Here is a 24,878-nt window from a genome sequence, read left to right on the forward strand (position 1 = left end):
TGCGCTCATGTGTCATCTCCAAAGGTCGCAAGGCGTTTCCTTACATATCCTACGCGTCCCTTGTCCTGCGATACGCCTCGAAAAGGTCGTGATCTTCGCTGCTTTCAAAGGCCAGCAGCCCGGCCAGATAGAACCGCCCGATAGCCGTAACCGAGGTTGGCTCATCCGACGCGTCGATACGCCCCATCAGCCTTTGGGTGACATCGGCCAGCTGCGAAGATGATCCCACGAAACGCACATGACTGCCGGCAAGCCGGTCGCATCGCGGGTCGGCCACTTCGCCGGCAAGGTCATAAGGCTCCATGCGATCAAGCAGCATGACCGCGACATGGAGCGTTGCGCCATAGGGCGGGAACTCGCGCAGGAGATGGGCGAGGCGGCTGTGACAATCCAGGAAGAGATCGATTCCTCTGTCCGACAGCCTCAATTTGTAGGTTCTCGATGAACGCGCAGCCATGCGACATGCTCCGAGTGATTCGCACCGTGGGCCATTGATAGAACGGCCCGCGACCCAAGTTTCCTGCCAATTTGACAGGCATTTTCGGCACGGCAGTGCCGCAATCGGCACGCAGATGCCGAAACAGGCACGTCAGTGCCCTGCCCGTTGCCGTGATCCGCGTCATTGGTTCACCTCAAGCCATCCCGACGAGGGGTGACGGCAATCACCATCCGATAACGCCCGAAGCTTTCTGCCCGAGCCCGATCCAGGAACCGGAGATCCGCTGCTTGCGCAGCATCTTACCGGAAAAGGAGGCCATGTGAGAGATGTTCGCTTTCAAGCGCCAAGCAACGATAATCGCGCTCGTCGTGCTCGCGCTCGCCGGTTGTGTCAGGAGCGCTCACCCCGATCAGCTCCCTCCCGTTCTTCCGCATTATCGCATCGTTGCCACCTCGGATGGCTTTGCGATCGAGGCGGTCGAACCTGATGAGGTCCGGCCCACGGCGGCCCCGCCGGTTCCGCTCGGCCGCACGATCCACCTCGATCCAGAGCTTCTGGTTTCCCCCTCTTCTTCCCTCTTCAGGAGCACGCTCCATGCCCCTTCGCTTCAAGATGACCTGCCTGGCCAGACCGGCAATGAGCACGCTGGCCGCAAGCATGATGGCCACCTTGGGCCTGATGAGCGCGGCAGCACCTACCCTGGCAATAGCCGAACCCGCGGCAGGTAATAACGACGCCCAGGTACTGAGCCAGGCAGCCGAGGCCGCGCAGCGCCAGCTCCACCAGACTTTCACCAATCTGGCGTTCGAGGACTTCGGTCCCGCACCGATCAACGGTACAATCTACCAGGCCTTCGCTGGCGGGCGGGTGATCTACTATGCCCCGGCCAGCGGCCACATCGTCTTCGGCACGGTCTACGACAAAAACGGCCTCAACGTGACCGCGCTTGCCCAGCAGGCAAGCGCCACGAAGCGAATGAAGCTGATCGATCCTGCAAAAGCGCTTGCGATCGGTCCGGAGGGGGCTCCGACGGTGATCGAGTTCACCGATCCCGATTGCCCTTATTGCCGCGCGCTCGACAGGTTCTGGGCGGCCAAGGCCGCCGAGGGCAAGCCGGTGCGCCGCCTCATCTATTTCGTGAGCCAGATTCACCCGGGCTCCGCGGCCAAGGCCGAACATATCCTGTGTTCGAAGGATCAGGCAGCAGCTTTCCATGCGATTTACGCAGGTGCAGCCCCGGACACGCTTCTGACCTGCCCTGAAGGAAAGGCGCGCGTTGCGGACGATGCTGCGCTCGTCAAGGCCATGGGCATCGGCGGAACGCCGACGCTCATCGCAGGCGGGAAGCTCATCCCGGGCTTCCAGCAGGCCGAACTCGAGGCGTTTCTCGAAGGCCGGCAGGACTCGCACGAGGCCAGGAGCGGGACTGGCGACGATGCCGCACGCTGACCTTCCATTCACTCATCTGGCGGACGCCAGCTGCCCGGCTTTCGTTGCCGGGGCGCGGTGGACCGGAATGCCGACACGCGCGGTCCTCTCGGAGCCGCCCGCCTCGCGCGACGGCAGGCAGCGATATTCCATCGATGCCGAAAGGCTCAAGTCCCGGCGGCTCCCATCGAACGGAGCGCAAGCGATGATTTCAAAGCTCAGGCAAAGTACTTTCCCTATCCCCACCATGCTCGCCAATCTTGGCGTGCCCCTCGCCCTCATGGTGCTCTTCAGCACCGGCGCCCACGCCTTCACGGCGCCGGCGGCGGGCGATCTTGGCTACGACATCTACGACATCGTCGTGAACAAGGGCGTCAAGGGCCCGCTCGGCTTTGTCGGCGGAGTCGCGGCCTTCCTCTTCGGCGTCTCGCGGCTCTTTTCCAACGTCATGGTCGGCATCCCGACCATCGTTGCCGCGGTGTGCCTGATCAAGTCGGACACCATCCTCCAGACCTTCGGAATGGTGATCTGACATGCGGTGCGCGGACCTTTCGGGTTTTCCCCTTGGCTCGCGGGACCCGCGCACCGCGCCCCAGACTGAAGGCCGATGGTCGGCCTTTGGAAAATGGCGCCTGGCGACAGGTGTCATGAAGCAGGAGGAGAAGGGCATTGGACGAACGTCTGCCCCAGTATCTGCACGGCCCGGTCCAGATCCTATGGTTCGGCTCGGACGAGTTCATTCTGGTCATGTCGACGATCTTCGTTGCCGCCATCGTCGGCGGGATCGTCGGATGGACGCTCATCGGCGCCCTTCTCCTTTTCATCCCCTGGAAGAGGGCCCGCCCGCGCGGCTTCCTCTCCCACCTCGCCTGGCGCTGGGGCCTCGTGCGCTTTGCCCACTACCCGGGCCCCACCCAGACCCGCTTCTTCGAGTGAGACCGACAATGGCGCTGTTTCGCAATGGCATTCGTGGCGACAAGGATGTGGGCTCGCGGCCCGACCCACTCGCAGGCAAGCCCGCAAGTTTCGGCATCCATCGCTACCTGCAAGGCTCGGCCAACCTCTTCGAGGAAAACCGGCTCCTCAAGTTCGCGATTTGCGGAACGCTGGGGGTAACGGCGGTGCTGGGCATGCTGCTCTACACGACCAACCAGAACCAGCGCACGGTGATCGTGCCCTTCGGTGCGGGCGGCGATCTCTACGTCACCGGCAATACGCCCTCGACCGGATACCTGCGCACCATGACCCGCAATGTGGTCAGTCTTGCCGGGACCTATTCGGCCTACAGCGCCGACAGGCAATTTCAGGAACTGCTGAGCCTCGCGCATCCCAGTGCCTACAACGGCCTTCGCGACAGCCTCAATGCCATTCTCGACGAGCTTGCCAGCAATCCGACGCTCTCGATCGCGACATACATCCGCGCCGACCAGCCCGTGACCTGGGACAAGACCGAGATCGTCGTGCCGGTCGAGAAGGTGCGCATCATCGGCGGTGTCATCCGCAAGTTCCGCGGCAATTTCCGGATCGGTTACGCGATCGACAACGGCCGCTTCTGGCTCACCCGCCTTTCCGAGGAAAAGTTCGATGCTGAAACCCACTAGGCGCACAGTGAAGCGCACCGGCGGCACAGCACTGCTCGCCGCCATCCTGATCGCACCTCCCGCCCCTGCGCTGGCGCAAGCGATCATGGTGCTGCCAGGCCAGACAAGCACCATTCGCCTCTCCAACCGCGACATCAATCACGTGGTCTGCGAGGGCGGCGAGATCGAGGACGTGCGCTTTTCCGCCGAAAAGGCGATCGCGGTTGAAAAAGCCGGATCGGACGCCTGGATCAAGTTCCTGGTCAAGGAAGTGGACGACACCGGCACTCTCATGCGCAGCTATGTGACCACCCCTTCGGAATTCTTCGTCTCGTGCAATGGCGCGATCTATACGCTCTATGCCGAACCCTCGGACATTCCCGCGCAAACCGTGACGCTGGCGCCGGGGCGCATCCAGCGCGCGAAGGCCAATGCCGATCTCCTGGGCCCCCTGGTCGAGGAAGAACGTGCGGTCTCGATTACTCTTGCCATGCTGCAGGACCGGCTGCCCGCCAGCTTTGCAGAAGTGGCACCCGCCTCGGGCACGCTGACGCTGACTGGCCTTCCAGGCATCGCGCTGACCGAGCGCCGGCATGTCGCGGTCGAAGGCGCAGGGTTGTCGGCTTCGGAATACCTGGTGAGCCCCCAGGCGAACGTAACGCTCGATGAGCGCAGCTTCCTCGACCGAAGCCTCGGTTCCCAGATCTTCGCGGTCACACTCGACCGGCTTGCCCTCAAGGCGGGTGAGACCGCGCGTCTCATCGTCATCCGCAGGGGAGAGGCGCAGTGACCAACGGCATCCGTCACCCGGGCGCGATGTCCCGTTCGAACAGGAAGCTCGGCGATGTACCTGAGCCCTCCCCATCACCACCGTCTTTGGCGCCATCGCTTGTCGATGTCCTGCGCACGCGGTGGAACACGCTGGGCTCGCAAACACGCCTGCGTGCCAAGCAGGCCGCGCTGGCGGGCGCCGTGGGGCTGCTAGGCTATGCGCTGTACTCCGCCAGCAGTGCGAGCAACGAACCGGAAGCGTCCAAGCCCGCTGCATCGACCCTGAACATGGGCGCGGGTCTGCGCGGCGACAGTCTCGAGGAGAAACTGCGCGGCGATTTCAAGAAGGTGCTCGATGACCAGAAGCTGCTGGGCGACCGGCTCGCCGCGATCGAGGAAGGCAAGGCGCCGGGCCAGACCAAAACGCCAGGCCTTGATGGTGCAGCCGGCGATACCGGCGATCTTCCTCCGGCACTGGACGGCGAAGCTCCGGCCTTTCCGCCGCCGCCAGAAGGGATTCCCGATAATATCACCGCCACGCCGCCGCTGCCTCCGTCAATTCCCGCGGCAGCCCCGCCCGCTCCGCCGGTCGAAAAAGTGGTTGGCGCGATCGGTTCGGCGACGAGCCCGGTGATCCCCAAGGGCGCCGAGGGATCGGCTGCGGACTCGAAAAAAAAGAATCGGACGATCTATTTGCCGCCTGGTTTCATGAAGGCGCGGCTCCTGACGGGCGTTGATGCCCTCGCAAGCCGCGATGCGACTTCGAACCCCGAGCCGATCATCGCCCGGGTCCAGGCACCCGCCGTGCTGCCCAATGACGTCAAGGCCAACCTCTCCGGGTGCTTCGTGATCGGCAATGCGACCGGCAGCCTCGCGAAGGAGCGCGTCGAGGTCCAGCTCGTCAGCCTCTCGTGCGTCGACTTCGATGAACATTCCGTGGTCGATCAACCGGTCAAGGGCTTCTTCGTCGATGCCGACGGCAAGAAGGGCCTGTCGGGCCGGGTGGTAACGCGCGCCGGGGCCGCCCTTGCTCGCAGCTTCATTGCCGGCACCATCAGCGGGATCAGCCAGAGCGTCGAGAATACGTTCGGCGAGACCTCGACCTCGGCGCTCGGCACCGTCCGCTCGCTCGACGCCGCCGATGCCGCAAAGACCGGCATCGCGGGCGGGCTCTCCAAGTCCTCGGACAAGCTCACCGACTTCTATCTCGACCTTGCCCGCCAGGCCGGCCCGATCGTCGAGGTTGGCGCCGCCAAGGACGTGGTCGTCGTCATCCAGGAGGGCGTTGCCCTCGAGATCAAGCCCGGCGCGGGGGCGCAGTTCTGATGCCGCCGCTTCCCTCGTCATGCCCGCCCCCATCATCCGGAGAAGCACCCATGCCCCTGCTCCCCGATCGTTCCACGCCGCGCTGCTCGTGCCTGATTGCGCCCGTGCTGGTAGCCCTCGCGATTTCGGTCTCAGGCTGTGCTTCATTGGGTTCGGTCATGTCGCCCTACCCGGAAAAGTTCTCCTGTAAGAACCCCGATCACGGCCAGTGCATCCATCCCGAGCAGGCCTACGAAGATGCGGTCGCGGGCCGCGCGGCACGTTCGGATCCCGCCGTCACCAACGACAGAAAGCTGCTGCGCGATAGCGACAAGGCTGTCGGCAAGCTGCGCGGCAGTGCACGCTCCGCTGCGGGCGCCTTTGCGGGCTACCGCGACAGCGTCTACCGCGAACTGCAGGGCCTGATCGAGGCGCCGGTGACGCCGATGCTCAAATCTGGCGAGACGGTGCGCACACTGATCCTGCCTTATGCCGACCGCCAGCGGCCCGACCGGCTGTTCATGCCGCGCTACGTCTATTCGATCCTCGATCGCCCGACCTGGGTGGTGGGCAGCTATCTGGTGAAACCGATATCACCCGCCACGCAGCTGCCAGTGCTCGGGCAAATCCGTGAAAAGTCTGTCGATGCCATCTCGACCGGCGGCAGCGAAGTTGCAGCTCCGGCCTCGGAGACGGGCCGGTGAGCGCGCGCGTCAACAATAGCGGAGACAGGATTGGAGATCTCAGCTTCGCGGCGCTGCGCCGGCAGGTCTCGCGCGATTCCTATTCCGATCACCTGCCGCTCGTCGCCTGGGCCGAGAAGGAAGGCGCGTTCCTCACCATCGATGATGGCTGGGGCTATGCCTGGGAACTGACGCCCAGCGCCTACATGTTCGCGCATGTACATTCGGCGCTGCTGGGCCTTCTCAACATCCACTTCGAGCCCGGCACGGTGCTGCAGATCATCAGCTTTGCTGATCCGCTGGTCGATAGCGCGCTCGATGCCTTCCTTGACCTCAAAACCCGCGACGATCCGCTGATCCAGGCCTCCGCACGGCGCACTTACGATTACCTGCGCGAAGGACGTCATGGGCTTGGTGCGCTGCACGGCATACCGGTCCGAGACTTCCGCACCTTCCTGGCGGTCAAGACCAGGAAGCCGCTGGGCCGGGATCCCCGGCGCCAGATCGAGGAGCAACTCTCGCGCCTCGGGATCGCGCCGATGCCGCCCGAAGCCCTGATGGCCTTCTACCGCCGCGTCTTCAATGGGGTGTTTACCTCGGCACCGGGTAATTTCGTCAATGGCACCAGCGATGGCAGCATCCCGCGGCCCTTGCGCAAGCAGATCATCGATGCGGGCCCCGACCTGCTCTTCGAAGGCCCTGAAGTCTTCCTCGGCGGCCAGGTCGCGCGGTGCCTGACGCCCAAGGCGCCCGCGCGCCGCATCACGGCGGAACGCGCGAGCAGGCTGACCGGCGGCATCCGTGGGTCCGCCGAGGACAGCGATCAGATCGGTGGGCCGTTTCTCTACACGCTCAATGTCCTATTCGATCACAGCGCCTTCGAGATCCACAAGCGCGCGCAGATCCTCTCGGCCCAGAAGGCCGCCGGCTCCTTCGCGGTCGAAGTCGGCAAGCAGATCGAGGAAATCAGCTGGGTGCTCGACGAGGCCGGCAGCAGCCGCTTCGTTCGCGTCATCCCCTCGGTCTGGGTCTTCGGTGAAACCCGTGGGCAAGCCCGCGAAATGGCCGCGCGTGCCCGGCGTCTGTGGGAAGCCGAGCCGCTCCCCTTCATGATGCAGGAAGAAAGCTACCTCAATCCGATCCTGCTGCCGATGAGCCTGCCCTTCGGGCTCTACCCGGACGGCAAGACGCTGCGTATGCTCGAGCGGGATTTTCGCATGCCGGTGAAAGCCGCTGTGCTGATGAGCCCGATCCAGACCGACTTTCGCGGGGGCGGCCGGCCGGCCCTCCTCTATACCGGCCGCAAGGGCCAGCTCATCACACTCGATCTCTTCGATCCACGCATCAACAACTACAACTTCATCGTCTCCGCCGAATCCGGCGCGGGCAAGAGCTTCCTCCTCAACAACCTGTGCCAGCAGTATTACGCAAGTGGCGCCCTCATCCGGATCATCGATATCGGCGGCTCCTACCGTAAGCTGTGCACCCTGTGCTCGGGTCGCTACATCGATCTTGGCGAAGAGCGCCTCGTCCTCAATCCCTTCGACCTGGGGCTCGCCATCGACGGCGAAGACAAGCAGTCGGCGATCGCCATGGCCGTTGCCATCGTTGCCGAAATGGCCAACGCCGCGACCCGCACAGGCGTTTCCACCTCGGAATGGAATCTCCTGAAATCCGCCGTCCAGTGGACCATTGATACTGGCCGCGCCGAACGCGGCATCGATGCGGTGCGAGAATGGCTGGGAAGTTATCCCGCCCAGACCCGAACCGATCTCGACAAGGTAGAGCATCTCCTCCCGGTCGCGCGCGAGCTGGCCTTCAACCTGAGGGATTTCGGGTCGGACGGCGCCTATGGACACTACTTCAACGGTCCATCGACCTTCGACATCTCGAGCGACGAGTTCGTGGTGCTCGAGCTCGAACGCCTCAAGAACATGCCCGACCTCTTCAACGTCGTCGTCATGGTGGTGGTGAACGCGGTCACCCAGGAACTCTACCTCTCGGGCCGCGACCGGCCGCGCTTCGTGCTGTGCGACGAGGCCGCGCAGTTCATGACCCGCAGCGACGGCCAGGACCTCTCGCGCCTCGCCGAAGCCTTCGGGCAAGGTTACCGCCGCGCACGCAAGTACCAGGGCAGTTTCGGCATCGTCATGCAGTCGATGAACGACCTGCTGCTCTTTGGCGGTACCGGCCAGGTCATCCTTGAAAACGCGGCAACCCGCTTCCTGCTCCAGGGTTCGACCTACGAGAAGGCGGTGGAGAACAAGATCCTCGACTATTCGCCCTTCGTGCTCGACCTCCTGAAGTCGGTCCGCAACAATAAGCCAAACTATTCCGAAGTCTTTATCGACTCCCCGCTGGGTCTGGGTATCGCGCGACTCGTCGTCGATCCCTTCAGCTACTGGATCAACACCTCGGCCCCGACCGAAGTCGCCGCATTCGAGGCGCTGATCCGGCGCGGCCGGTCGCCGCTTGAGGCGGTCTGCGAACTCGCCGGTGTCGATCCGGCCGAGATTCTGGGCACCCGCCCGCCGCTCCTCCTCACCGCCGAGGACGAGGAGACCGCATGATGCGCCCGCGCCGCGCCCATCCCGATCAGATGAGCCTCGACTGGAGCAAGGATGCCGAGATCGAGCGGATCATCGAGGCCCGCGTTGCCATCCGCGCCGAGACCGAAGCCATTCGCTGGCGCTTTCGGCTGATCTTCGTCGAAAGCCTGATGATGGCGGCCCTGGTGCTCGCGGCGGGCCTCACCCTCGGCCAGCCCACGGCGCTGGTGATGCGCGGCGCATTCCTTGTCGGGATCGCCTGCCTTGCCAGCGGCATGCTCCTGATCGTGCTGTCAGGCGTTACCTGCAATATCCTCGATCACGTGCGCGGCCGGAGGCGCCGGTGATGATGCATCCGCCCCGACAGAATCACGCCCGCGCGGTGGCCATTTTCCAGGCCGTAACCGTCGCCACGCTGGTGCTGGCATCCGCCCTTCTCGGAGGGGCGGCCGATGCCGCGACATCGACGATCGGGCGGACCTGGCCCATCGCCGAGCCCGATGCCCTGACAGAGATCGAGGCACGCACCGCCAGGCTCCCTGCCGATATGCGCGGGCAATTCGGCCCGCGCTCCAAATGGTCGGCGATGAAGGCCGCAGCGCTGGCGCCCGCCACCATCAGCCGGACGCGAAATGTGGTTCCCTTCTACACGCTCGATACCGAGATCCGCCTGCCAGGCGGCGAGGTGCTCTACCCCAAGGGCTTTACTTTCAACCCGCTCGACTATGTGACGCTCCCCCAGCGGCTCGTCATCGTCCGAGCCCGCGATCTCGACTGGGCGCTCAGGACGGCGGGAATGACCGATTTCATCCTGCTGGCGGCGGGCGATGCGCATGACGAGGATGCGATTACGCTCTCGGAGCAATGGGGCCGACCGATCTTCATTCTTGAAGAGCGCGTGAAGCAACGCCTTGGTCTCACCGTCGCACCGGTCGTCGTGCGCCAGCAAGGCAAAAGGCTCGAACTCACCGAAATTCGGCTCGATCGCAAGAGGCCGTCATGATCTGTGACGCAATGGTGCGGCATCCAGACCGGGAGGACCGCTTCTCAGACCGGGTTGACCAGTTCACGGGCACTGGCGACCGGCAGGAACAGCCGGAGCGGATCGGACGCGAGGGGCATGAAGCCATAGCCCTGATAAAGAGACTTGCGCCGCTGGACCTGCTCGGAATCTCCGCAATCGAGCACGTCCAGCACGATGATTGCGATACCAACGACATCGGCGGCCCTGACAATGCGCACCATGCAGTCGAAAAGCAGATCGCCGCCATAGCCCTGCCGCTGATAGCGCTGATCGACGCCGATCATCGATATGAAGGCCGCGGGAATGTTGCCATGCGCCGGCCGGGAACGGGCGAAGCGCGATGGCAGTTCGCGATAGTCGATGGCATGCACGTTGATGGCATGAAAGCCGATCAGTTCCCGCTTCGGCGATACGAGCACGGTCACACGGACATTGTCCGCCCTGGCGAGCTTGTTCGCCGTCTTACGGAAGAAATTGTCGACCTGGACCACGCCCGTCGAAAGGGCCGTTCGGTCATGCCTTTCAGGATCGAAGGTCTCGAAGCTGGCCCCGCCCGTCTCCCCGCTGCCTGCGCCCTGCCCGGCCGCCGTCACTGCCCGGAGTATCGCTCATGGTAGCGCCTGGCGATCTTTTGCAGGGCCGGTGCCGGCGGAGCAGGATTGTCCAGCGCCGCGAAGAAGGCTTCATAGTCCGCAGGCTGCAGCATGGTGCGCTCGTGGGTCGAGATCGTCTCGATCGCAGCCTTGTAAGCCGCATTCATGGTGAATACGGAATCGTCGACCCCGGACAGGGCTGCGGCGCGCTGGATCGCGCGCTTCACATGCGGCTTCGTGCGAAAATGCATGCGCTCGCTGCTGCGCTCGGCAATTTCCGCGGTCTTGTCCTCGAACACCATCATGGCCAAAATCCTTCACGTCCTAACTTGACCTCTATGTACGCCAAATGGGTGTACAATTCAAGAACTGCCCGATTGAGCCTGATTGCAGGCCTCGGCTTGCAGATTCTGTCCCCTACTCCCGCACAGGCATCATCCTGCCCGGCAGGCACCGTGTTCAACCCGATCACCAAGGTGCGCTGGAACTGCATCTTCCCGATCACGATCGGCGGCGTGCGTGTAGGCAGCACCGACAAGCTCTCGCGCGAGCTCGATGCCCAGTCTTCCTCGAAGCCGCTCTGCGCCTGCCGCAAGGGCGCGACCTTCTGGTTCGGGGTCAAGGTCAGCTTCTGGTCACCGAACCGCATGATCGATGTCGTGACCGAGCCGGGCTGCATGATGGCGCTGGGCGCCGATCTCATGCCCACCCATGGCCGCCTCCAGGGAAGCCAGAGTTCCATCTCGGATGGGACGAACACGCGCAAGATGTTCGCGCAGATGCACTACTACATCTCGCCGGTCTGGAAGATGCTCGACATGTTCACCGACCTGCCCTGTCTCAATGACGACGGCTTCGATGTCGCGATGATCACCGAGGTCCTGCCGACCTGGCAATCGGGAACGCTTGGCGCGATCATCCAGCCCGAAGGCATCCTTTTCGGAAATCCCGCGGCCGGGCTTGCCTGCATGGCCGACAGCGCCGCGGCGGCCGCAGGCAAGGTCATCGATCCGCTGTTCTGGTGCATGGGTTCGTGGGGCGCGACCTACCCGGTCGCGGGCGACATCCATTTCGATGACAGTGTCGAGGCCTGGGCCGGCCTGGCCGCGCGCGGCACCTTCATGATGGGGCGCCTTGGCGCGCTTACCATTTCCTCGGCCGACGGCTGCTCGTTCATCCCCCAGCCCATCTGGACCAAGAGCCGCTACAAGTACCAGCTCATGGAGCCGGTCAAGGGCGGTAGTTGCGTCAATGTCGGCCGGCCGGGCGCGCTGTGGTCATCGGCCAAGCATGCCCCGGGGCAGGACAACGCCCAGTTCATGCTCTTCGAGAAAGTCATCTGCTGCGCCGGAGTGAGCACGCCATGAACGCTCGCCCGGCAGGCACCATCCTCAAACCTCATTCCGCGTGCGACCCGTCCCCGCAATGGTCTGCCCGCCACAGCCACGAAGGCTGCCGGAACGCGCGCGGAACAGGAGCGGCCTTGCCTGCCCCCCGGCAGGGCCGCTCCACCCCCGGCCGGCACGGCCGCAGGCGGATTTCCGGGACGTTCCTCCTCTCAACCGTCCCGGGCTGCGCCGCGGCCGTGCCGGCCAACCTTGCTTGTCACAATTCGGGCAGCAGCGGGTTCGTCTCCAGCGGGCACGGCCAATGAGAACCTGGCCCCGCCTCGCTGCCGGCACGATCCTGCTGCTTCCCGCCACCCTTCAGGCACAGAGCGTCGAGGAGCGCGCCAGAACCGAGGCCAGCGCATCGCGCGCTAAGACCGGGAGCAGCGATGTGCTGCTCGAAACTTACGTGACGCCTGCCATGAGCGGAGGGGCCGTGACGACGATCGATGGAAGCAAGACGTTCACGCCCACGATTGCCTGTCAGAAAAGCGCGAAACTGCTCGAAGTCCTGATCCAGCCTGCGGCAACCGGAGACATCGGTCTCGTCCAGGTTTCGCGCGACAAGGACTTGGACGGCGCCTTCGATACGTCGTCGAACTTGCCCGTTCCAGTCTCGGGCATCTGCGCCAATGGCGTGCTCTCCTGCGATCCCGGCACCTGGGCAAATTGCCGCGCGTTCCGCTGGGACGTGGATGCCGCAAATGACCTGAAGCTCACCGAGGTCCAGATGCCCGAACTTGCCGGATGCTACTGCGTCAACAACAGCTGCGGCAGCAATCTCGTTTTCAGCAATCTGGCGACCGTACTCAAGGACCTGGGCGGTGGCATGGTGGGCGCGCTCACCACCGCCTTCCCGGCGATTGGGGTGGCCGAGGCGCGGATCAACGGCCCCGTCATCGATTATGTCGGGGCGCTGATGACCAGCTGCACGGGTGGCGATACCACCGAGGAGACGGCCTACCGGGACAATCCCACGGCCATCGGCGGCGATGCCTTTGCCCTCAGCTCCACGAACTCCGTTTTCCAGGCTCTGCAAGGCTCGGCGGCCGGATCCGGCAAGGCCGAAGTGACACGCTCCTGCTCGATCAGCCGGGACATCACTATCCGGTCCTGGGATTTCGATGATATTCTCGGCGTTTCCGGCGCGGTCCAGTCGGTGACGAGTTGCGGCACGAACTGCCGCCGCTACCGGATGGGCGGCGACGGCGCCTGCGGAGCCAATCCTCCCTTCTATACCGCGACATTCGACGTCCATGAGCCCGAACGGCTGACCTCTGCCCGGATCGTCGAAATGGGCGCCGAAGACTGGGTCCAGGGCCGCGTCAATGGCGTAATCGTGGGCTCGGCGGGCAAGCGCCCCTGGCTTACCGAAGGTCTGCCTTCAGGCGACTGCCGGATCAGCGGCAGCGCCTGGTACAACCGGACAAGCATCGACATCACGCCGCAACTGAAGGAGGGCGAGACCAGCGTTGCCGCGCGGGTTCGCGCGGGCGGCGGCGGGCGTTGGGGCTACATCGATGTCGAAGTCGAGGCTCAGACAGGATGCGAAGTCAGCGAGAGGTTGATCGACCTTTGCGCCGCTAACGCCGCTGACGGCAATTGCCGCCTCTACAGCGAGAGCGTCGATGGGGTGGACACGGTCGTGAACGGCGTAGGCACCGGCCTTCGTCCCCTGCCCCAGACACGACTCTTCGGAACCGGCGCCTGTACGTTCCAGTTCGCCCGCGACTTCTTTACGCGCGATCGGCAATACCGCTGCATCGTTGACAGCGCCGCGCTGCCCGAGCCCGATCTCGGCCGCGGCGCCTATATCATCGACCATTCGACCGAGACCCTGCTGGCCGATCGCCAGACCGCGGCCGATGGCACCGTCACGACATCAACGCAGCCCTTCAGTCTGCCGGACCGGGGTTCGGTGCCAGCCTGCGAAATGATCTGCAAGACGCGCGCTCCCCGGGCCAATACCGATGCCGCGCCTGACGGCGTCGTCGGCACCAAACAGAACGATCCTGCAGGGTTCGACACCTTCTACCACGTGTGCGACAGTGCCAATGTCTGCCCCACGGACCCCGGTGAAGAGATTGAAAGCGCCTGCGGCTGCCTCGACGATTTTCCCGAGGCGGTGGTCATGATGCAGACCGTGCGGCTCGCAGGCCAGGACATGGTCTGCACGAGCACCGGGCAATGAGAAGCTCCCCTCTCCTCCTTGCCCTCATGGCAAGCGCGAGCTTCGCGTTCGCAACACCTGCCCATGCAGATGCGCTTTGCGCCGCGGATCTCAATAGCAACGGCGATGCCGCCGATCCCGGGGAGACCGCCAGCTGCCTTGCGACCGCCAACGGGAGCTGGCTTTGCCCGATCGAAGCGGTGCAATGCGTGTCGGACGCGGCCGGGGCCTACACCTGCCCGCTCGGAGGCCAGTTGCCCTGCGAGATACCTGCCGCAGGTGGCACCCCCTCCTGCTCGCCGCACAGTTGCCTCGATATCGGTACCACGCCGATTGTCGAGGAACCGGCCATGAACGATCCCGGCGTGCCTGCCGATGGGCAAGTCGATGCGGACGGCAATTGCCTCGCGCAAATCGAGATCTTTTCCGGGCGCGCCATGCGCTGCCGCCCACCGGGTCTTTCCGACACCTTCCAGAACTGCTGCAAGGACAAGGGCAAGATCGTCAAGGACGGCATGGGCTCGTCCGTCGCCTCTATCGGCACCAAGATCGCCGTCGCCAAGGGCGTCTTCACCGGAATGAAAGCCGCCTATACCGCATTTCAGGCCGGGGCTACGGCCAGCGAAGCGGCCAGTGCCGGGGCGAACGCGCTTATCGTCGGGATAGATCCAACCTCGATCGCGATCAGCCTTGCCGTCAATTTCATGATCGAGGTCCTGCTCGCCGGGTGCGACCAGGAAGACATGGAGACCGGGATGCTGCGCGGCTCGGACATGTGCCACGAAGTCGGCACCTACTGTTCCTCGAAGATCCTGGGCGTCTGTGTCCAGAAGGCCAAAGGACACTGCTGCTTCAACACCCGGCTTGGCCGCATCATCCAGGAACAGGGGCGCCCGCAGCTCATCGCCTTCAACGAGATTGGCTGGGGAACACCCAAAAATCCCTACTGCCGCGGCTTCACGCCGGAAGAGTTCCAGGCCCTCGATTTTTCAAAGATGGACCTCTCCGAATACTACTCGGACATCGAGGTCCGCACCCAGAGCGAGATCAAGATCGATATGGAGGCAAGGATCGATGCCTACTTCCAGCCCTGAGCCCATTACGTATTTGACTGATACCGGGCTGCGAACGGGCGCGTTCTGCGCTTCCGGTGCTCACGTACTGGAAGTACGCTGCGCGCCGGTTCTCGAACACACCCATTCTCGCTCCGGTCTGAGCCAAATCCGAAATGGGCGCACCCTTGCGTTGTTAGTCCTGTCGCTTTTTGTACCGGCTATTCCTGCTCTATCCGCGGAAGCTCCATCAAATGCAGATCCGCAAAAGGACAGTCCGGTCGCACAGCAGGGCGATGCGGCCATGGACCGCCTGAAGGAGGCCGTGAGCCGGCGGAAGGCGGATACCGCATCGGGACCAACCGCGCTCCCGGACCTGCCTGACGAAGAGCGACGCCGGGCCTTCGATGGTCTGCGGGCGCGGACACCTTCGCCGGAACTGGAAGCGCGGGCGCGTCAGGGACTCGAGGCAGCGCGCGAGGGTGTGGCGAGAGAGCGCGAGGCAATGGCGCGGCGCATGGCACAGGCGTTGGGGCTGGACGCGCCCGATGCCGTTGCCCTCGCGGATGCCGTGCGAGTCCCGACGACCGGAAGCTGGGTGCCGGTGCTGTTCGTCTCGTCGTCCATGCCGATTGATGTGCTGCGCACTTACGCAGGCCAGCTCGAGAAAGCGGGCGGGGTCATGGCGTTTCGCGGAATGCCGGGCGGGCTGACGCGTGTCGGGCCGATGGCGAAGCTTTCCGCCGAAATCCTGCGCCTCGATCCGGGCTGTGAAGGGCCGGCCTGCGCGATGCGGGGCGTCCAGATCATCGTCGATCCGCTGGTGTTTCGCCAGCACGGCGTCACGCGCGTGCCCGCCCTCGCCATGATCCCGGGCGATCCGGCCCAGCCCTATTGCGAAAGGGACGACGACGCGCCGGTAAGCCCGCATCTGGTCTATGGCGATGCAGCGCTTTCCGGACTGCTTGGCGAATACGCCCGCCTCGGCGGTAAAATGGAGGTGCGCGATGCTGAAGCTCGCCTGGAAAACCGCTAGGTCCGCCTGGCCCGCGTTGCGCGAGCTGCCGCTGCGCGCTGCCGTGGCGCTGGGAAGCGCAGGGCTGGGCGAGCCGGTGCGCCCCGCCCGGCTCTGGAAAGCCTACGCGATCGTCCTTCCGATAGGGCTCCTCGCCTGCTGGGCCATCCCGCAGGTCACCTGGGTCATGAGCCCCTCGATCCCCGCCATCGCGGTGCGCGCCGATCCCGGTCATATCCGCAAGGGAGACTTCGTCATGTTCACCCTCTCGCATCCGCTCGCAGGGCCCGAACCTGTCAGCGTGACCAAGGAAGCGCTGTGCCTGCCCGGCGAGAGGATCACCATGGTCGAACGCCCCTCGATGCAGCCTTCCCTGCAAGCAGGCACCCGGGATGGCTGGTACTACTGCAACGGCGAGCTCCTGGGCATTTCCAAGCCGGCCGGCCGCAATGGCCAGACGCTCAAGCACTGGATTCCGGCGGAACCACACATTCCCGAAGGCATGATCTATGTCGGCTCGCCCCATCCCGACGGCTTCGACAGCCGCTATTATGGACCTGTCGCAATCAGCCGCCTCACCCGCATGAGGAAAGTGCTGTGAACACGCGCGCTCGGCCATTCCCGCCGCTACTGGCAACAGCCTTGGCGCTGACCCTGCCGCCTCCCGCACTCGCGCAGCAAGGTGCCGGGCCCCTCGAGGTCAAGCAGGGCTACTGGTGGTATGCGCCGCCTCCCAAACCCGAACAGCAAAAGCCGGATGAAGGCGATCCGCTGGCCAGGCCTGTCATTCCGCCCATGGCCGAACTTGCGAGCTGGACACCGCCCCGCATCCGCAAGCTGATCGAGGACCAGCGCGACTATGCCGCGACCGTGCTCACCGTCGAGGCCGTTGCCGATTTCTGGCGCCTCGAGGACTTTGCCCGGCGCAAGGCCCGCGCCTTTGCCGGGCTCACCCAGATCGCCATGCTGCAGAACCCGGCGCTGAATTCCAAGTCCGCCAACCCGATGGTGGGCGATGCGAGGGCCGAGCTGACCGCCCACAAGGATCAGGTCCGGCAGCGCTATTTGCGCGCGCGCGCCAATGAATTCGCGCTCGTCATGTTCTCGCGCACCACCTGCGGCTACTGCCGTGTGCAGTGGCCCATCGTCCAGCGTTTCCAGGACGATATGGGCTGGCAGGTCACGCTGATGGACCTCGACCGCCGCCCGGACCTGGGTGCACGCTTCGGGGTCGAGGTCACCCCGACCACGATGATCATTCGCAGGAACAGTTCGCAAAGGATGGTCATTGCCGCCGGTATCGAGGCTTATCCCAACCTCGCCCAGATGGCCTACCAGGCCGTGAAGCTCCTGACCGGCGACATCCGCCCCGAGCAGTTCATGACGGGCGCGGGCGAGGAAGGCGGTTTCTTCGATGCCCTTTCCGCCGGCCCGATTGCCGCAAGCGATCCGCGTGCGCTGTCCCGGGACCTGGAAATGAGCGATGTGCCTGCCGCTGGGGGGGCTGGTGAATGAAACGAGCAGCACGCCTCCTGCTCCCGGTCATGGCTGCCTCCTGCCTGGCCGCGCCTGGCCCTTCCAGCCGGGCCAGGCCTGCGACGCGCGAGGATGCAAGGGCCGCGGCAATCCATCCGGTTGCCGACCCCTCGCAAATGCAAGCCTGGCTTGCACGTGTGCCGGTCACCCGAGACTTTCCTCCCGACTTTGCCGGATCGCTGCACGCTTATGCGCCGGCCTTCGTGATCGAGATGAGCACCGCGCCAGGATGCCTGCCGTGCGCCGATCTCTGGAGCAAACTGGGCACGCTGCGCCGGCACTATGGCTGGCAGGTGCGCACGCTATCGCGCGAGGACGCGCTGCTACGCTCGGGCCGGCTTGGTCTGCCCTGGGTCGGCCATCCCGTCGCCTGGGTCCGGCCGATCGACGATCCTTCCCGCATGGTACCCATCGCGATCGGCACCGATCATGCGCCCAACCTTGCCCGCAACGTCTGGCTTGCCGCGCGCATGCTGACCGGCGTGCGCGCTCAGGTCGGCGTACGCGCGCTTTCCAGGTTTACCGGGATCGTGGGCGCAAGCCCGGCGACCCGCAACCATCGCTGAGGGACCGTTCATGGCGGGCCGGTCCCTTACTCCATTGGCACGAACAGAAAGAGCCCCGCCATGGCCCAGCCCCTCGCCCGCCTGAACATTGCCGCAGCCGCGTTGCTCGCCTCCTGCGCCGTAAGCTCACCAGCCCATGCCCAGAGCTGGGCCGAATCATGGTTCAACAATGTCACCTACACCAGTCCCGGCAGCTTCGAGGACCAGACCCGCGGCTATGTGACCGCCGGTGGCATGTCGGGCCGGGTCGATGTTCATAGCGACTACCTGACCAGCCTGACGCTGCCCAAGATCAAGGCGGGATGCGGCGGTATCGACATGTTCCTGGGCGGCATGTCCTTCCTCGACCCGGACTACCTCGTCCAGAAACTGGAAAGCATCCTTCAGGCCGCGCCCGCCGTCGCCTTCCAGTACCTGCTCGAGACCCTCGATGAAAAGATGGGCAACATCATCTCCAAGATGGAAGCGGCGACCAACTTCCTCAACTCGATCCAGGTGAACGATTGCCGGCTTGCGAGCCGCATGGTCCAGATCGCTAGGGGCGATGACAACATGTCGGGCATCATCGAGGAGATGACCGGCTACAAGTCAGTGAAGGAAGGCTTTGCCAAGAGCTACCAGCAGAGCCGCGAGAAGATCGAGGCCAACGCCAACAACCCGACCGAGGACCTGAAGGACGCGCTGGCCAACTGTCCGGCCGAAGTCACTGAGATCTTCCGCACCGGATCGCTGCTGTCCCATGCCGCAACGCGTGTAGGCGCGGGTGACTGGGCCAGCGTCATGCGCGCCCGGGTCGGCGACGTTTACATGCGCTGGGACGCGGCGGACAAGGTGCCGCTCTTCTCGGCGATCCCGGCCTGCCCGCACCAGGACACGGAAAGCGTCGAGGATTTCCTCACCGGCAAGGTCCAGCGCCGCGCGCTCAACATTCCGGCCACGGCCGCCGACTGCTCGGCAGGAACCGGCAAGGGTGCTCTCGAACTGGCGCGCGAGCGCATGGAAGCGATCGCCGGCAAGATCAGGTCCCGCAGTGCGCTTACGGCCGACGAACGCCAGTTCGTCGCCAATATCCGTACCCTGCCCGTCTACCGCATGCTCGAATGGGGTGTGCGCCAGGGCGTGCCGGACTCCGTGATTGCCGATACCGACGAACTGGTTGCCCTCACCCTCGCCTACCAGATGCTCAATGACCTCACCCGCAGCATCGACTTTGCCGTGTCCAACGCCGAGCGCGGCGCCAATGCGGCAGGCGTGGCCGATGCCGCCAATACCAATCTGTGCCAGACCCGCATTCTCACCAAGGGCATCGAACAGCTTCGCGGATTGCGCGAGGAGGTCCTGCGCCAGCGCGCGCAGATGCGCCAAAGCTACATGGCAGCGCTCGATGCCGCCAACCTCTCGGCCAATTACGCTGGCCTCGTCCGCCAGCGTGACCGCGACGCGCGCGATGCGGCCGGCGCCGCCGCAGCCCCGGGCCGGTGAGCGAAGTCATGCCCCGCACCATCCGCGCCGCCCTGGGTTTCCTCACCGCCCTGGCTCTCAGCCTGATCGCGACGCCTGCCATGGCCGTCGATACGAGTTTCTACACCTATGACGGGTTTGCCGAGACGGTGGATGCCTTCCGGCTTGTCTCGATGATCTTTGCGGACCCGCGCTACGAAACGCTGGTCGTGATCATCGCAGTGGTCGGCATTGCGCTCGGCGCCGTGATCGCCAGCGTACGCGGGCAAGGCATGGGCCTTGTCGCTTTCGGTTTCCAGATCCTCGTCGGCGTCGGCCTTTTCGTGGGGCTCATCGCCACAACGGGCACGGTCCATGTCTACGACAAAGTCCGCAATGCCTATCAACCAGTGGGCGATGTGCCGAATCTGCTCGTCCTGGTGGCCGGCGTCACCAACCTGATGGAGCGCTCGCTTGCCGAGACCATCGACGACAATACACTCGATCCGAATGCCAAGCTCGAGTTCGGCGCGGGCGGGCACAGCTTTGACCTCTTCCTCAACGCCGTTTCGCCCAATGGTCCGATGACCGACAGCTTCCTCGATGCGACGATCAAGGATTACCTGCGCCAATGCTATCCCGTTGCCCGGGTCTCCGCCTCGTACCCTGTCGATGATGACCAGCTGTTCCGGACGACTGCCGATCTCCCGGCGGCCTTCGCCGCCATGGCAGGCCCGTCGACGTTCAGCACGGTCTATACCGCGGCCGACAAGGGCGGAACCACGGTCTCATGCACCGAGGCCTGGGACCATATCCACACGCGACTGTCCGATCCGACGCTGTTCGAAGGCTATATCCGGCAGGTTTGCGAGCGCACCGGATACGATGTCTCCGATGCCGCCCAGCTCGCGCGTTGCCGCTCGCGGCTCGGCGACATGGGGCAAATGATGCTGGGAACGCCGCTCTCGCTGCAAACCTTCATGAGCGATGTCCTGCTTGGCACCGCGGTGGGTGACGTCCTCTTCGAGGACAGTCCGGCGGCAGCAGCCCGGATCATGGCGAACCGGGCGATTGTCTCGAATGGCCTTGCCACCATGTCGGTCGCCAATGAGTGGATGCCGACGATCAGGGCGACCGTCTTTGCCATCATGCTCTTCATGGTGCCAATCGCCCTGCTCTTCGTCCTCACCCCTATCAATTTGCGGGTCGCGAGCTTTGCCATCGGGCTCTTCGTCTTCGTGGCGCTATGGGGCGTGATCGATGCCGGCATCTACCAACTGACCCTCGGGCGGGCGATGGAAGTCCTCGCGCAGATGCGCAGCAACGCGGTGGCCGCCAACGCCTGGATGCTCGCGCCCTCCGCCGCCATGAAGGCGCTGGCCATCTTCGGCACCTTCCGCATGGCGGCGGCGGGATTGGCTGGCGCCTTCGTCTTCACGGTGTTCCGCTTTTCGGGGAACGTGTTTTCGAGCTTCACCGGCGGCGCGCTCCAGACACAGGGTCTGGGTTCCGCGGCAGCCGCCCCGATGGCGACACGAGAAGGCTATGCCTCGGCGCTCGAGGCGCAAGGCTCGGCCAGCGGGACGATGGCAAGGCGCAGCGCCACTTCCAGCTTTGGCGATTTTGGTGAGCGCTCCACGTTCGGAGCGAACCGGTCGTTCGGCGCTGCGGATGCAGTTCTGGGCGAAGCAAATAGTGGGATGCCCGGTGTCCCTGCCTTCGGGATGGGCGCGATCGATGCAGCCCGCGAATTGGGCGGTATCGCCCCTGCCCTCTCCGGCCGCAGTCCTGCCGATCCGGCGGTCGCGCGCGCGGTGCGGGCCAATGCGACTACGGCCGCGATCCACAATTTTGCCGAGAAGGATGCCCTGCGCAGCCTTGGCACCGGATATTTTGGCCCGGGCCAGTCCGGCGAGAAGGCCTTTGCCGCCTTCGCGCAGAACATGGTGCAGTGGAAAGCCTTTGGTGACGAGCGGGCCTATTCGATGATGTTCCAGGGCGCGGCGCGGCATTTTGAGCGCGGTGGCTATTCGAAGGCCGACGCGGAACTGAAAGCGTCGGGCGTCATTGGCGAGGCCGGGGCCGATCCCACCTTCGCCAAGCTCATCGCCAATGCCTACGATCAGGAGCAAATGCTGCAGAATGACCTGACCGGCGCGCAGGTCCAGGTTGGCGCCATGCAAGGCCGGCGCGATTACGCCGGGGCTCGCGTGGCTGAAGTGGAGCGCAGCAATGTCGCGGCCGAGCAGGCCTGGAGAACGGGGAACAGCGAAGGCCAGCGCACCGCCGCCTCCATGCTGGGCCTTCCTCTCGATGAAACCAGCCGCCGCATCGCCTTCATCAATGCCCTCTCGGGCGAGGCGCGCTCCTCCGCCTTGACCCAGCTCTCCCGCGCTACGGGCCGTAATGAGGCTCAGGTTCTACGCGCGCTCGAAACCTACAACGCTGCTGTATCGGTCGGCACGGCGGATGGGGCGAGCGCCGAGGCGGCGCGGGAGGGGACCAGCGTTTACGGACGCACCCGCGAAGGAGCAGGTTACGACTTTGCAGAGCGGTCCGGCAAGCTTGATGCCCAGCGGGAGGTGGGAACTGATGGAACCCGCAGCGCAGCACGCATTGGCGAGCAGCGGCGGCAGGCGGAAAATTTTGGCTACGCCGAGGGCGCAGCTGCAGCTGGAACCTCGGTACGGCAAGCAGCCCGGCTCGACAGCTTCATCCAGGCGCTGCGACAGACCTCGGGCAATCAGGTCGACATGGCCGAAGGCGGCGCTGATGGTGTCGCGGACCGGGCGCGTAACGAACGCCTCACCCGTATTGTCGACAACGAACGGCTGACCCGTATGCAAAAGCTGCTGGCCGACCATGGCATCAAGCTCACCCGGCGCCAGATCGCGATGGACCAGAACGGGGACTTCAGTCTCAATCTCACCTCGCGGACAGCTGCGGCCCTGTGGCGCGGCGGACTGATCAACGAGAGCCAGCTTGGCGCGATTGCCAATGGCGGTACCGCACGCTTTTCGTTTGCGCACGACGATGTTCTGGTTTCCAGTAGCGCGGGTTTCAGTCAGTCGGCGCGCAGCGATACCAGCACGCGCTTCGAGGCTGGCAAACAGGCTGGGCCGGACACGATCGAGCATTTCCTGGGCGGCGGGAAGGAAGGCCACGAGGCGATGGCGAACTGGCTGCGCGGCGGCTTCGAAATGGATCGGCATGGTAACTGGCGCTTGAAACCGCAGGTGGCCGATACGCTGCAGCGCGATGTTCAGGCCATCATGGCTCAGACAGGGTGGACCAGAAGTATTGCGCGCCGAGCAGAAGACAGCAATTCGATGGGCACCACAGTGGGCGGTTCAGTAGCTGCATCGGTGTTAAAGGGCGGTCAGACAACCGCTAGGACAAGAAACAAACCGTCCTCCCACAGATCTGTCGGCGGCAGTGCATCTGGATCCCTTGGCTTCGAAAGTGCCGATCGTGGCACAACGTCAGAAACTACAAATGCCAACATTGATATTGTGAACTTCGACGTTCGCGAAGCTATTGCAGGTGCTGAACGCGCCGCGTCCCGTTCAAACAGCCCCGCCGAGACCTTTTCGAAGGAACTGAGCCGTCAAATTCTCGGGGAACGCGGGCTACGCAATCGCTATCTTGAGCAAGCAGATGCAGGCCGGGGGACCGCAGATGTTACCGGCCCGCTGACCTCGATCGAACAATCTTCAATTTTGCGCACGGGGCGTTTTTCAAACGATTTGCAGAATGGGCCGTTTGACGGGGACCCGAGCTTCAAAGAACGAAAGGACGACTAGCGGCCATCATCATCCGTTTTCGCGATGCCGCCAATAGAGTGCGCCTGACCGCGGATCGAGCGGATCGCTGTAGGGATCACGCAAGCCCCCAACTGATCGTCGTGGGAACATCTCTTCCTGCGTCGGTTCAACGAATTCCCAGTCGCTCGCGGCAAACCGTGCCTGCGCGAAGTCGATCCCGAGAATGAGCAGTGCCGTAATCGGAAAGAACAGAATGTTCAGATAACCGGCGAGCGCGCTGGTGTAGAAGCCTTCGAGCGACGGTACATAAAACGACGCGCACTTGCCCGCCCAGTAGGCGGCAATGCCTGCCCACCACAGTTTGGCCTGCCATGGTCGCCACAGCCAAGCAGACGCTTCTGGCTTGGAAGTGCCATTAGTCGCTTGATTTTCCGTGGTGTTGCTCGGATCGTTTTCGACTTCCACAGCGGGATCCTTTCCGAACGCGAAGCTACCATCGAGGTTGATCGTTCAAAACCGAAAACCGATTGGATTGAGGTGCAATTCTTGCCACACAGCCGTTCCTTCGATGCCGCAAGATGGTAACTTGCCCCCTCCCCTCCTTCGCGCGATGGGGAGTAGCGAACTTGGCGATTGAAGTTTGTATGACGGCTACGCTTGGCCCTAACGCAGCAATTCGCTCACGAGCGGATCACCCTCCTTGCTCAGCGCTTCAAGATGGTCGCTCAAACTGAACAGGGACTTCGGGTCCATCACGGCACTCCATCGTCGCTCCCGATCAATGAATAACCGTCATCGCGCAAACGCTACCGGTTTTTGCGGTGCTCACGCTGACCGTCCAAAAAACTGCCAGCGCTTTTCAAGGTGTTCAATAACCTTGCTCTAATCAAGGCAAGGGGCATGCAATGTCTGATGCCAGAGGCCATTTTGCAATACGGATGGTAACCCCAAAGCCACGGTATGGTCGTGAAAGTACGGCTTCACCATGAACCGCCCCGGCTTTCCCGGAGGCGTTTTCAATTGGGTCACGCAACCATATCGAGGGTCTCTATGGCTGCATAGTAGTTTGCCTCGGCCTCGGCGGGAGGGATGTAGCCGATCGGGCCGAAAAGGCGGTGATTGTTGTACCAATCCACCCAGCGCAGGGTTGCCATTTCAACCGCAGACGCGCTTGGCCATGACCGCTGCCGCCAGATGACCTCAGTCTTATAAAGGCCATTGATCGTCTCGGCCAAGGCATTGTCATAGCTGTCGCCGACGCTGCCGACCGATGGCACGAGGTTGGCCTCGGCCAGGCGCTGGGTGTAGTTCATGGCCAGGTATTGAACGCCCCTGTCGCTGTGGTGGATCAGGCCATCTTCCGGCTCCGGCCTGCGGGCATGGATTGCCTGCTCCAGAGCATCCAGAACAAAGCTGGCGGTGGCCGAAGTGCTGACCTTCCAGCCCACAATCCGGCGAGCATAGGCGTCGATCACAAAGGCCACGTAGACGAACCCGGCCCAAGTGTGCAGTGGAGTAGGAAGCGCATGAGCGCTTCCCCTCCCCGAACCGTACGTGCACCTTTCAGCGCATACG

Annotated in this window: 25 protein-coding genes; 19 read left to right on the forward strand and 6 right to left on the reverse strand. The window is 64.0% G+C overall.

The genetic code is table 11. The features are described 5' to 3' along the window. Positions 1-49: 49 nt before the first annotated feature. Together IEX64_RS17995 and IEX64_RS18000 are read right to left on the reverse strand one after the other, a co-directional pair. Positions 50-457 (reverse strand): hypothetical protein, encoded by a 408-nt coding sequence (locus IEX64_RS17995; protein ID WP_188821813.1) that lies wholly within the window; start codon positions 455-457, stop codon positions 50-52. A gap of 281 nt (positions 458-738) precedes the next feature. After that, a complete protein-coding gene (locus tag IEX64_RS18000) occupies positions 739-1,035 on the reverse strand; it encodes a hypothetical protein (protein WP_188821815.1) in 297 nt (98 codons plus the stop codon). Positions 1,036-1,117: 82 nt separating this feature from the next. Here IEX64_RS18000 and IEX64_RS18005 point away from each other — a divergent pair, with 82 nt between their 5' ends. The 10 genes from IEX64_RS18005 (at position 1,118) to IEX64_RS18050 (ending at position 9,758) form a co-directional block, all read left to right on the forward strand. Beyond that, positions 1,118-1,888, forward strand: a complete 771-nt coding sequence (locus IEX64_RS18005; protein WP_188821843.1) for a DsbC family protein — start codon at positions 1,118-1,120, stop codon at positions 1,886-1,888. 184 nt (positions 1,889-2,072) lie between these two features. Further along, positions 2,073-2,399 (forward strand): hypothetical protein, encoded by a 327-nt coding sequence (locus tag IEX64_RS18010; protein ID WP_188821817.1) that lies wholly within the window; start codon positions 2,073-2,075, stop codon positions 2,397-2,399. A 137-nt stretch (positions 2,400-2,536) separates the two neighbouring features. Next, complete coding sequence (locus IEX64_RS18015) at positions 2,537-2,803, forward strand: type IV conjugative transfer system protein TraL (protein WP_054945813.1); 267 nt, start codon at positions 2,537-2,539, stop codon at positions 2,801-2,803. A gap of 8 nt (positions 2,804-2,811) precedes the next feature. Then, positions 2,812-3,468 (forward strand): TraE/TraK family type IV conjugative transfer system protein, encoded by a 657-nt coding sequence (locus IEX64_RS18020; protein ID WP_188821819.1) that lies wholly within the window; start codon positions 2,812-2,814, stop codon positions 3,466-3,468. After that, positions 3,452-4,237, forward strand: coding sequence for a type-F conjugative transfer system secretin TraK (locus IEX64_RS18025; protein ID WP_188821821.1), 786 nt, complete (start codon positions 3,452-3,454; stop codon positions 4,235-4,237). The genes IEX64_RS18020 and IEX64_RS18025 overlap by 17 nt, the downstream gene beginning before the upstream one ends. Then, positions 4,234-5,544, forward strand: a complete 1,311-nt coding sequence (locus IEX64_RS18030; protein ID WP_229710550.1) for a TraB/VirB10 family protein — start codon at positions 4,234-4,236, stop codon at positions 5,542-5,544. Before IEX64_RS18025 ends, IEX64_RS18030 begins: the two co-directional genes overlap by 4 nt. A gap of 50 nt (positions 5,545-5,594) precedes the next feature. Beyond that, on the forward strand, positions 5,595-6,227 hold the full coding sequence (locus IEX64_RS18035) for a TraV family lipoprotein (protein WP_188821823.1): 633 nt from the start codon (positions 5,595-5,597) through the stop codon (positions 6,225-6,227). Continuing rightward, on the forward strand, positions 6,224-8,776 hold the full coding sequence (locus IEX64_RS18040) for a TraC family protein (RefSeq protein ID WP_188821825.1): 2,553 nt from the start codon (positions 6,224-6,226) through the stop codon (positions 8,774-8,776). The genes IEX64_RS18035 and IEX64_RS18040 overlap by 4 nt, the downstream gene beginning before the upstream one ends. Beyond that, on the forward strand, positions 8,773-9,102 hold the full coding sequence (locus IEX64_RS18045; protein WP_308422614.1) for a hypothetical protein: 330 nt from the start codon (positions 8,773-8,775) through the stop codon (positions 9,100-9,102). Before IEX64_RS18040 ends, IEX64_RS18045 begins: the two co-directional genes overlap by 4 nt. After that, positions 9,102-9,758: a conjugal transfer protein TraW gene (locus tag IEX64_RS18050; protein WP_229710551.1), complete on the forward strand. Its 657-nt coding sequence runs from the start codon at positions 9,102-9,104 to the stop codon at positions 9,756-9,758. The genes IEX64_RS18045 and IEX64_RS18050 overlap by 1 nt, the downstream gene beginning before the upstream one ends. 44 nt (positions 9,759-9,802) lie before the next feature. Here IEX64_RS18050 and IEX64_RS18055 read toward each other — a convergent pair whose 3' ends face one another. Together IEX64_RS18055 and IEX64_RS18060 are read right to left on the reverse strand one after the other, a co-directional pair. Beyond that, complete coding sequence (locus tag IEX64_RS18055; protein ID WP_188821826.1) at positions 9,803-10,372, reverse strand: N-acetyltransferase; 570 nt, start codon at positions 10,370-10,372, stop codon at positions 9,803-9,805. Further along, positions 10,369-10,677 (reverse strand): type II toxin-antitoxin system TacA family antitoxin, encoded by a 309-nt coding sequence (locus tag IEX64_RS18060; RefSeq protein ID WP_188821828.1) that lies wholly within the window; start codon positions 10,675-10,677, stop codon positions 10,369-10,371. Before IEX64_RS18060 ends, IEX64_RS18055 begins: the two co-directional genes overlap by 4 nt. Before the next feature lie 33 nt (positions 10,678-10,710). On the opposite strand from IEX64_RS18060, the gene IEX64_RS18065 reads away from it, so the two are divergent. The 9 genes from IEX64_RS18065 (at position 10,711) to IEX64_RS18105 (ending at position 23,342) form a co-directional block, all read left to right on the forward strand. After that, a complete protein-coding gene (locus IEX64_RS18065; RefSeq protein ID WP_188821830.1) occupies positions 10,711-11,739 on the forward strand; it encodes a TraU family protein in 1,029 nt (342 codons plus the stop codon). Between the two features lie 283 nt (positions 11,740-12,022). Next, positions 12,023-13,951, forward strand: coding sequence for a hypothetical protein (locus IEX64_RS18070; RefSeq protein WP_188821831.1), 1,929 nt, complete (start codon positions 12,023-12,025; stop codon positions 13,949-13,951). Continuing rightward, positions 13,948-15,024 (forward strand): conjugal transfer protein TraN, encoded by a 1,077-nt coding sequence (traN, locus tag IEX64_RS18075; protein ID WP_373290165.1) that lies wholly within the window; start codon positions 13,948-13,950, stop codon positions 15,022-15,024. The genes IEX64_RS18070 and traN overlap by 4 nt, the downstream gene beginning before the upstream one ends. Positions 15,025-15,286: 262 nt before the next feature. Further along, positions 15,287-16,018 carry a type-F conjugative transfer system pilin assembly protein TrbC gene (locus IEX64_RS18080; RefSeq protein WP_188821832.1) on the forward strand — a complete coding sequence of 244 codons (732 nt, stop codon included), beginning with the start codon at positions 15,287-15,289 and terminating at the stop codon, positions 16,016-16,018. Next, positions 15,990-16,598 (forward strand): S26 family signal peptidase, encoded by a 609-nt coding sequence (locus tag IEX64_RS18085; RefSeq protein ID WP_188821833.1) that lies wholly within the window; start codon positions 15,990-15,992, stop codon positions 16,596-16,598. The genes IEX64_RS18080 and IEX64_RS18085 overlap by 29 nt, the downstream gene beginning before the upstream one ends. Beyond that, a complete protein-coding gene (locus IEX64_RS18090; protein WP_373290167.1) occupies positions 16,595-17,512 on the forward strand; it encodes a conjugal transfer protein TraF in 918 nt (305 codons plus the stop codon). Before IEX64_RS18085 ends, IEX64_RS18090 begins: the two co-directional genes overlap by 4 nt. Then, positions 17,509-18,099: a hypothetical protein gene (locus IEX64_RS18095; RefSeq protein WP_188821834.1), complete on the forward strand. Its 591-nt coding sequence runs from the start codon at positions 17,509-17,511 to the stop codon at positions 18,097-18,099. Before IEX64_RS18090 ends, IEX64_RS18095 begins: the two co-directional genes overlap by 4 nt. 60 nt (positions 18,100-18,159) lie before the next feature. Beyond that, on the forward strand, positions 18,160-19,581 hold the full coding sequence (locus tag IEX64_RS18100; RefSeq protein ID WP_188821835.1) for a conjugal transfer protein TraH: 1,422 nt from the start codon (positions 18,160-18,162) through the stop codon (positions 19,579-19,581). 8 nt (positions 19,582-19,589) lie between these two features. Further along, entirely contained in the window at positions 19,590-23,342 is a 3,753-nt protein-coding gene (locus IEX64_RS18105; RefSeq protein ID WP_188821836.1) for a conjugal transfer protein TraG N-terminal domain-containing protein, read from the forward strand. 9 nt (positions 23,343-23,351) lie between these two features. On the opposite strand, the gene IEX64_RS18110 is transcribed toward IEX64_RS18105, so the two are convergent. Both IEX64_RS18110 and IEX64_RS18115 read right to left on the reverse strand, forming a co-directional pair. Next, positions 23,352-23,768 carry a hypothetical protein gene (locus IEX64_RS18110; protein ID WP_188821837.1) on the reverse strand — a complete coding sequence of 139 codons (417 nt, stop codon included), beginning with the start codon at positions 23,766-23,768 and terminating at the stop codon, positions 23,352-23,354. Positions 23,769-24,328: 560 nt separating this feature from the next. Next, positions 24,329-24,878, reverse strand: a 550-nt coding sequence (locus IEX64_RS18115) for an IS3 family transposase (RefSeq protein WP_229710552.1), incomplete at its 5' end; no start/stop codon positions are given.

It is taken from the genome of Novosphingobium indicum, from assembly GCF_014645195.1.
Classification (GTDB): Bacteria; Pseudomonadota; Alphaproteobacteria; order Sphingomonadales; family Sphingomonadaceae; genus Novosphingobium; species Novosphingobium indicum.

What these genes read in the sequence shown, in the direction of transcription:
- IEX64_RS18080 (WP_188821832.1), top strand. Translation starts at nt 15,287, where the DNA reads ATGGACCGCCTGAAGGAGGCCGTGAGCCGGCGGAAGGCGGATACCGCA.
- IEX64_RS18060 (WP_188821828.1), bottom strand. Translation starts at nt 10,677, where the DNA reads ATGATGGTGTTCGAGGACAAGACCGCGGAAATTGCCGAGCGCAGCAGC.
- IEX64_RS18070 (WP_188821831.1), top strand. Translation starts at nt 12,023, where the DNA reads ATGAGAACCTGGCCCCGCCTCGCTGCCGGCACGATCCTGCTGCTTCCC.
- IEX64_RS18065 (WP_188821830.1), top strand. Translation starts at nt 10,711, where the DNA reads ATGTACGCCAAATGGGTGTACAATTCAAGAACTGCCCGATTGAGCCTG.
- IEX64_RS18045 (WP_308422614.1), top strand. Translation starts at nt 8,773, where the DNA reads ATGATGCGCCCGCGCCGCGCCCATCCCGATCAGATGAGCCTCGACTGG.
- IEX64_RS18105 (WP_188821836.1), top strand. Translation starts at nt 19,590, where the DNA reads ATGCCCCGCACCATCCGCGCCGCCCTGGGTTTCCTCACCGCCCTGGCT.
- IEX64_RS18000 (WP_188821815.1), bottom strand. Translation starts at nt 1,035, where the DNA reads ATGGAGCGTGCTCCTGAAGAGGGAAGAAGAGGGGGAAACCAGAAGCTC.
- IEX64_RS18095 (WP_188821834.1), top strand. Translation starts at nt 17,509, where the DNA reads ATGAAACGAGCAGCACGCCTCCTGCTCCCGGTCATGGCTGCCTCCTGC.
- IEX64_RS18050 (WP_229710551.1), top strand. Translation starts at nt 9,102, where the DNA reads ATGATGCATCCGCCCCGACAGAATCACGCCCGCGCGGTGGCCATTTTC.
- IEX64_RS18100 (WP_188821835.1), top strand. Translation starts at nt 18,160, where the DNA reads ATGGCCCAGCCCCTCGCCCGCCTGAACATTGCCGCAGCCGCGTTGCTC.
- IEX64_RS18005 (WP_188821843.1), top strand. Translation starts at nt 1,118, where the DNA reads ATGAGCGCGGCAGCACCTACCCTGGCAATAGCCGAACCCGCGGCAGGT.
- IEX64_RS18085 (WP_188821833.1), top strand. Translation starts at nt 15,990, where the DNA reads ATGCTGAAGCTCGCCTGGAAAACCGCTAGGTCCGCCTGGCCCGCGTTG.
- IEX64_RS18035 (WP_188821823.1), top strand. Translation starts at nt 5,595, where the DNA reads ATGCCCCTGCTCCCCGATCGTTCCACGCCGCGCTGCTCGTGCCTGATT.
- IEX64_RS18025 (WP_188821821.1), top strand. Translation starts at nt 3,452, where the DNA reads ATGCTGAAACCCACTAGGCGCACAGTGAAGCGCACCGGCGGCACAGCA.
- traN (WP_373290165.1), top strand. Translation starts at nt 13,948, where the DNA reads ATGAGAAGCTCCCCTCTCCTCCTTGCCCTCATGGCAAGCGCGAGCTTC.
- IEX64_RS17995 (WP_188821813.1), bottom strand. Translation starts at nt 457, where the DNA reads ATGGCTGCGCGTTCATCGAGAACCTACAAATTGAGGCTGTCGGACAGA.
- IEX64_RS18010 (WP_188821817.1), top strand. Translation starts at nt 2,073, where the DNA reads ATGATTTCAAAGCTCAGGCAAAGTACTTTCCCTATCCCCACCATGCTC.
- IEX64_RS18020 (WP_188821819.1), top strand. Translation starts at nt 2,812, where the DNA reads ATGGCGCTGTTTCGCAATGGCATTCGTGGCGACAAGGATGTGGGCTCG.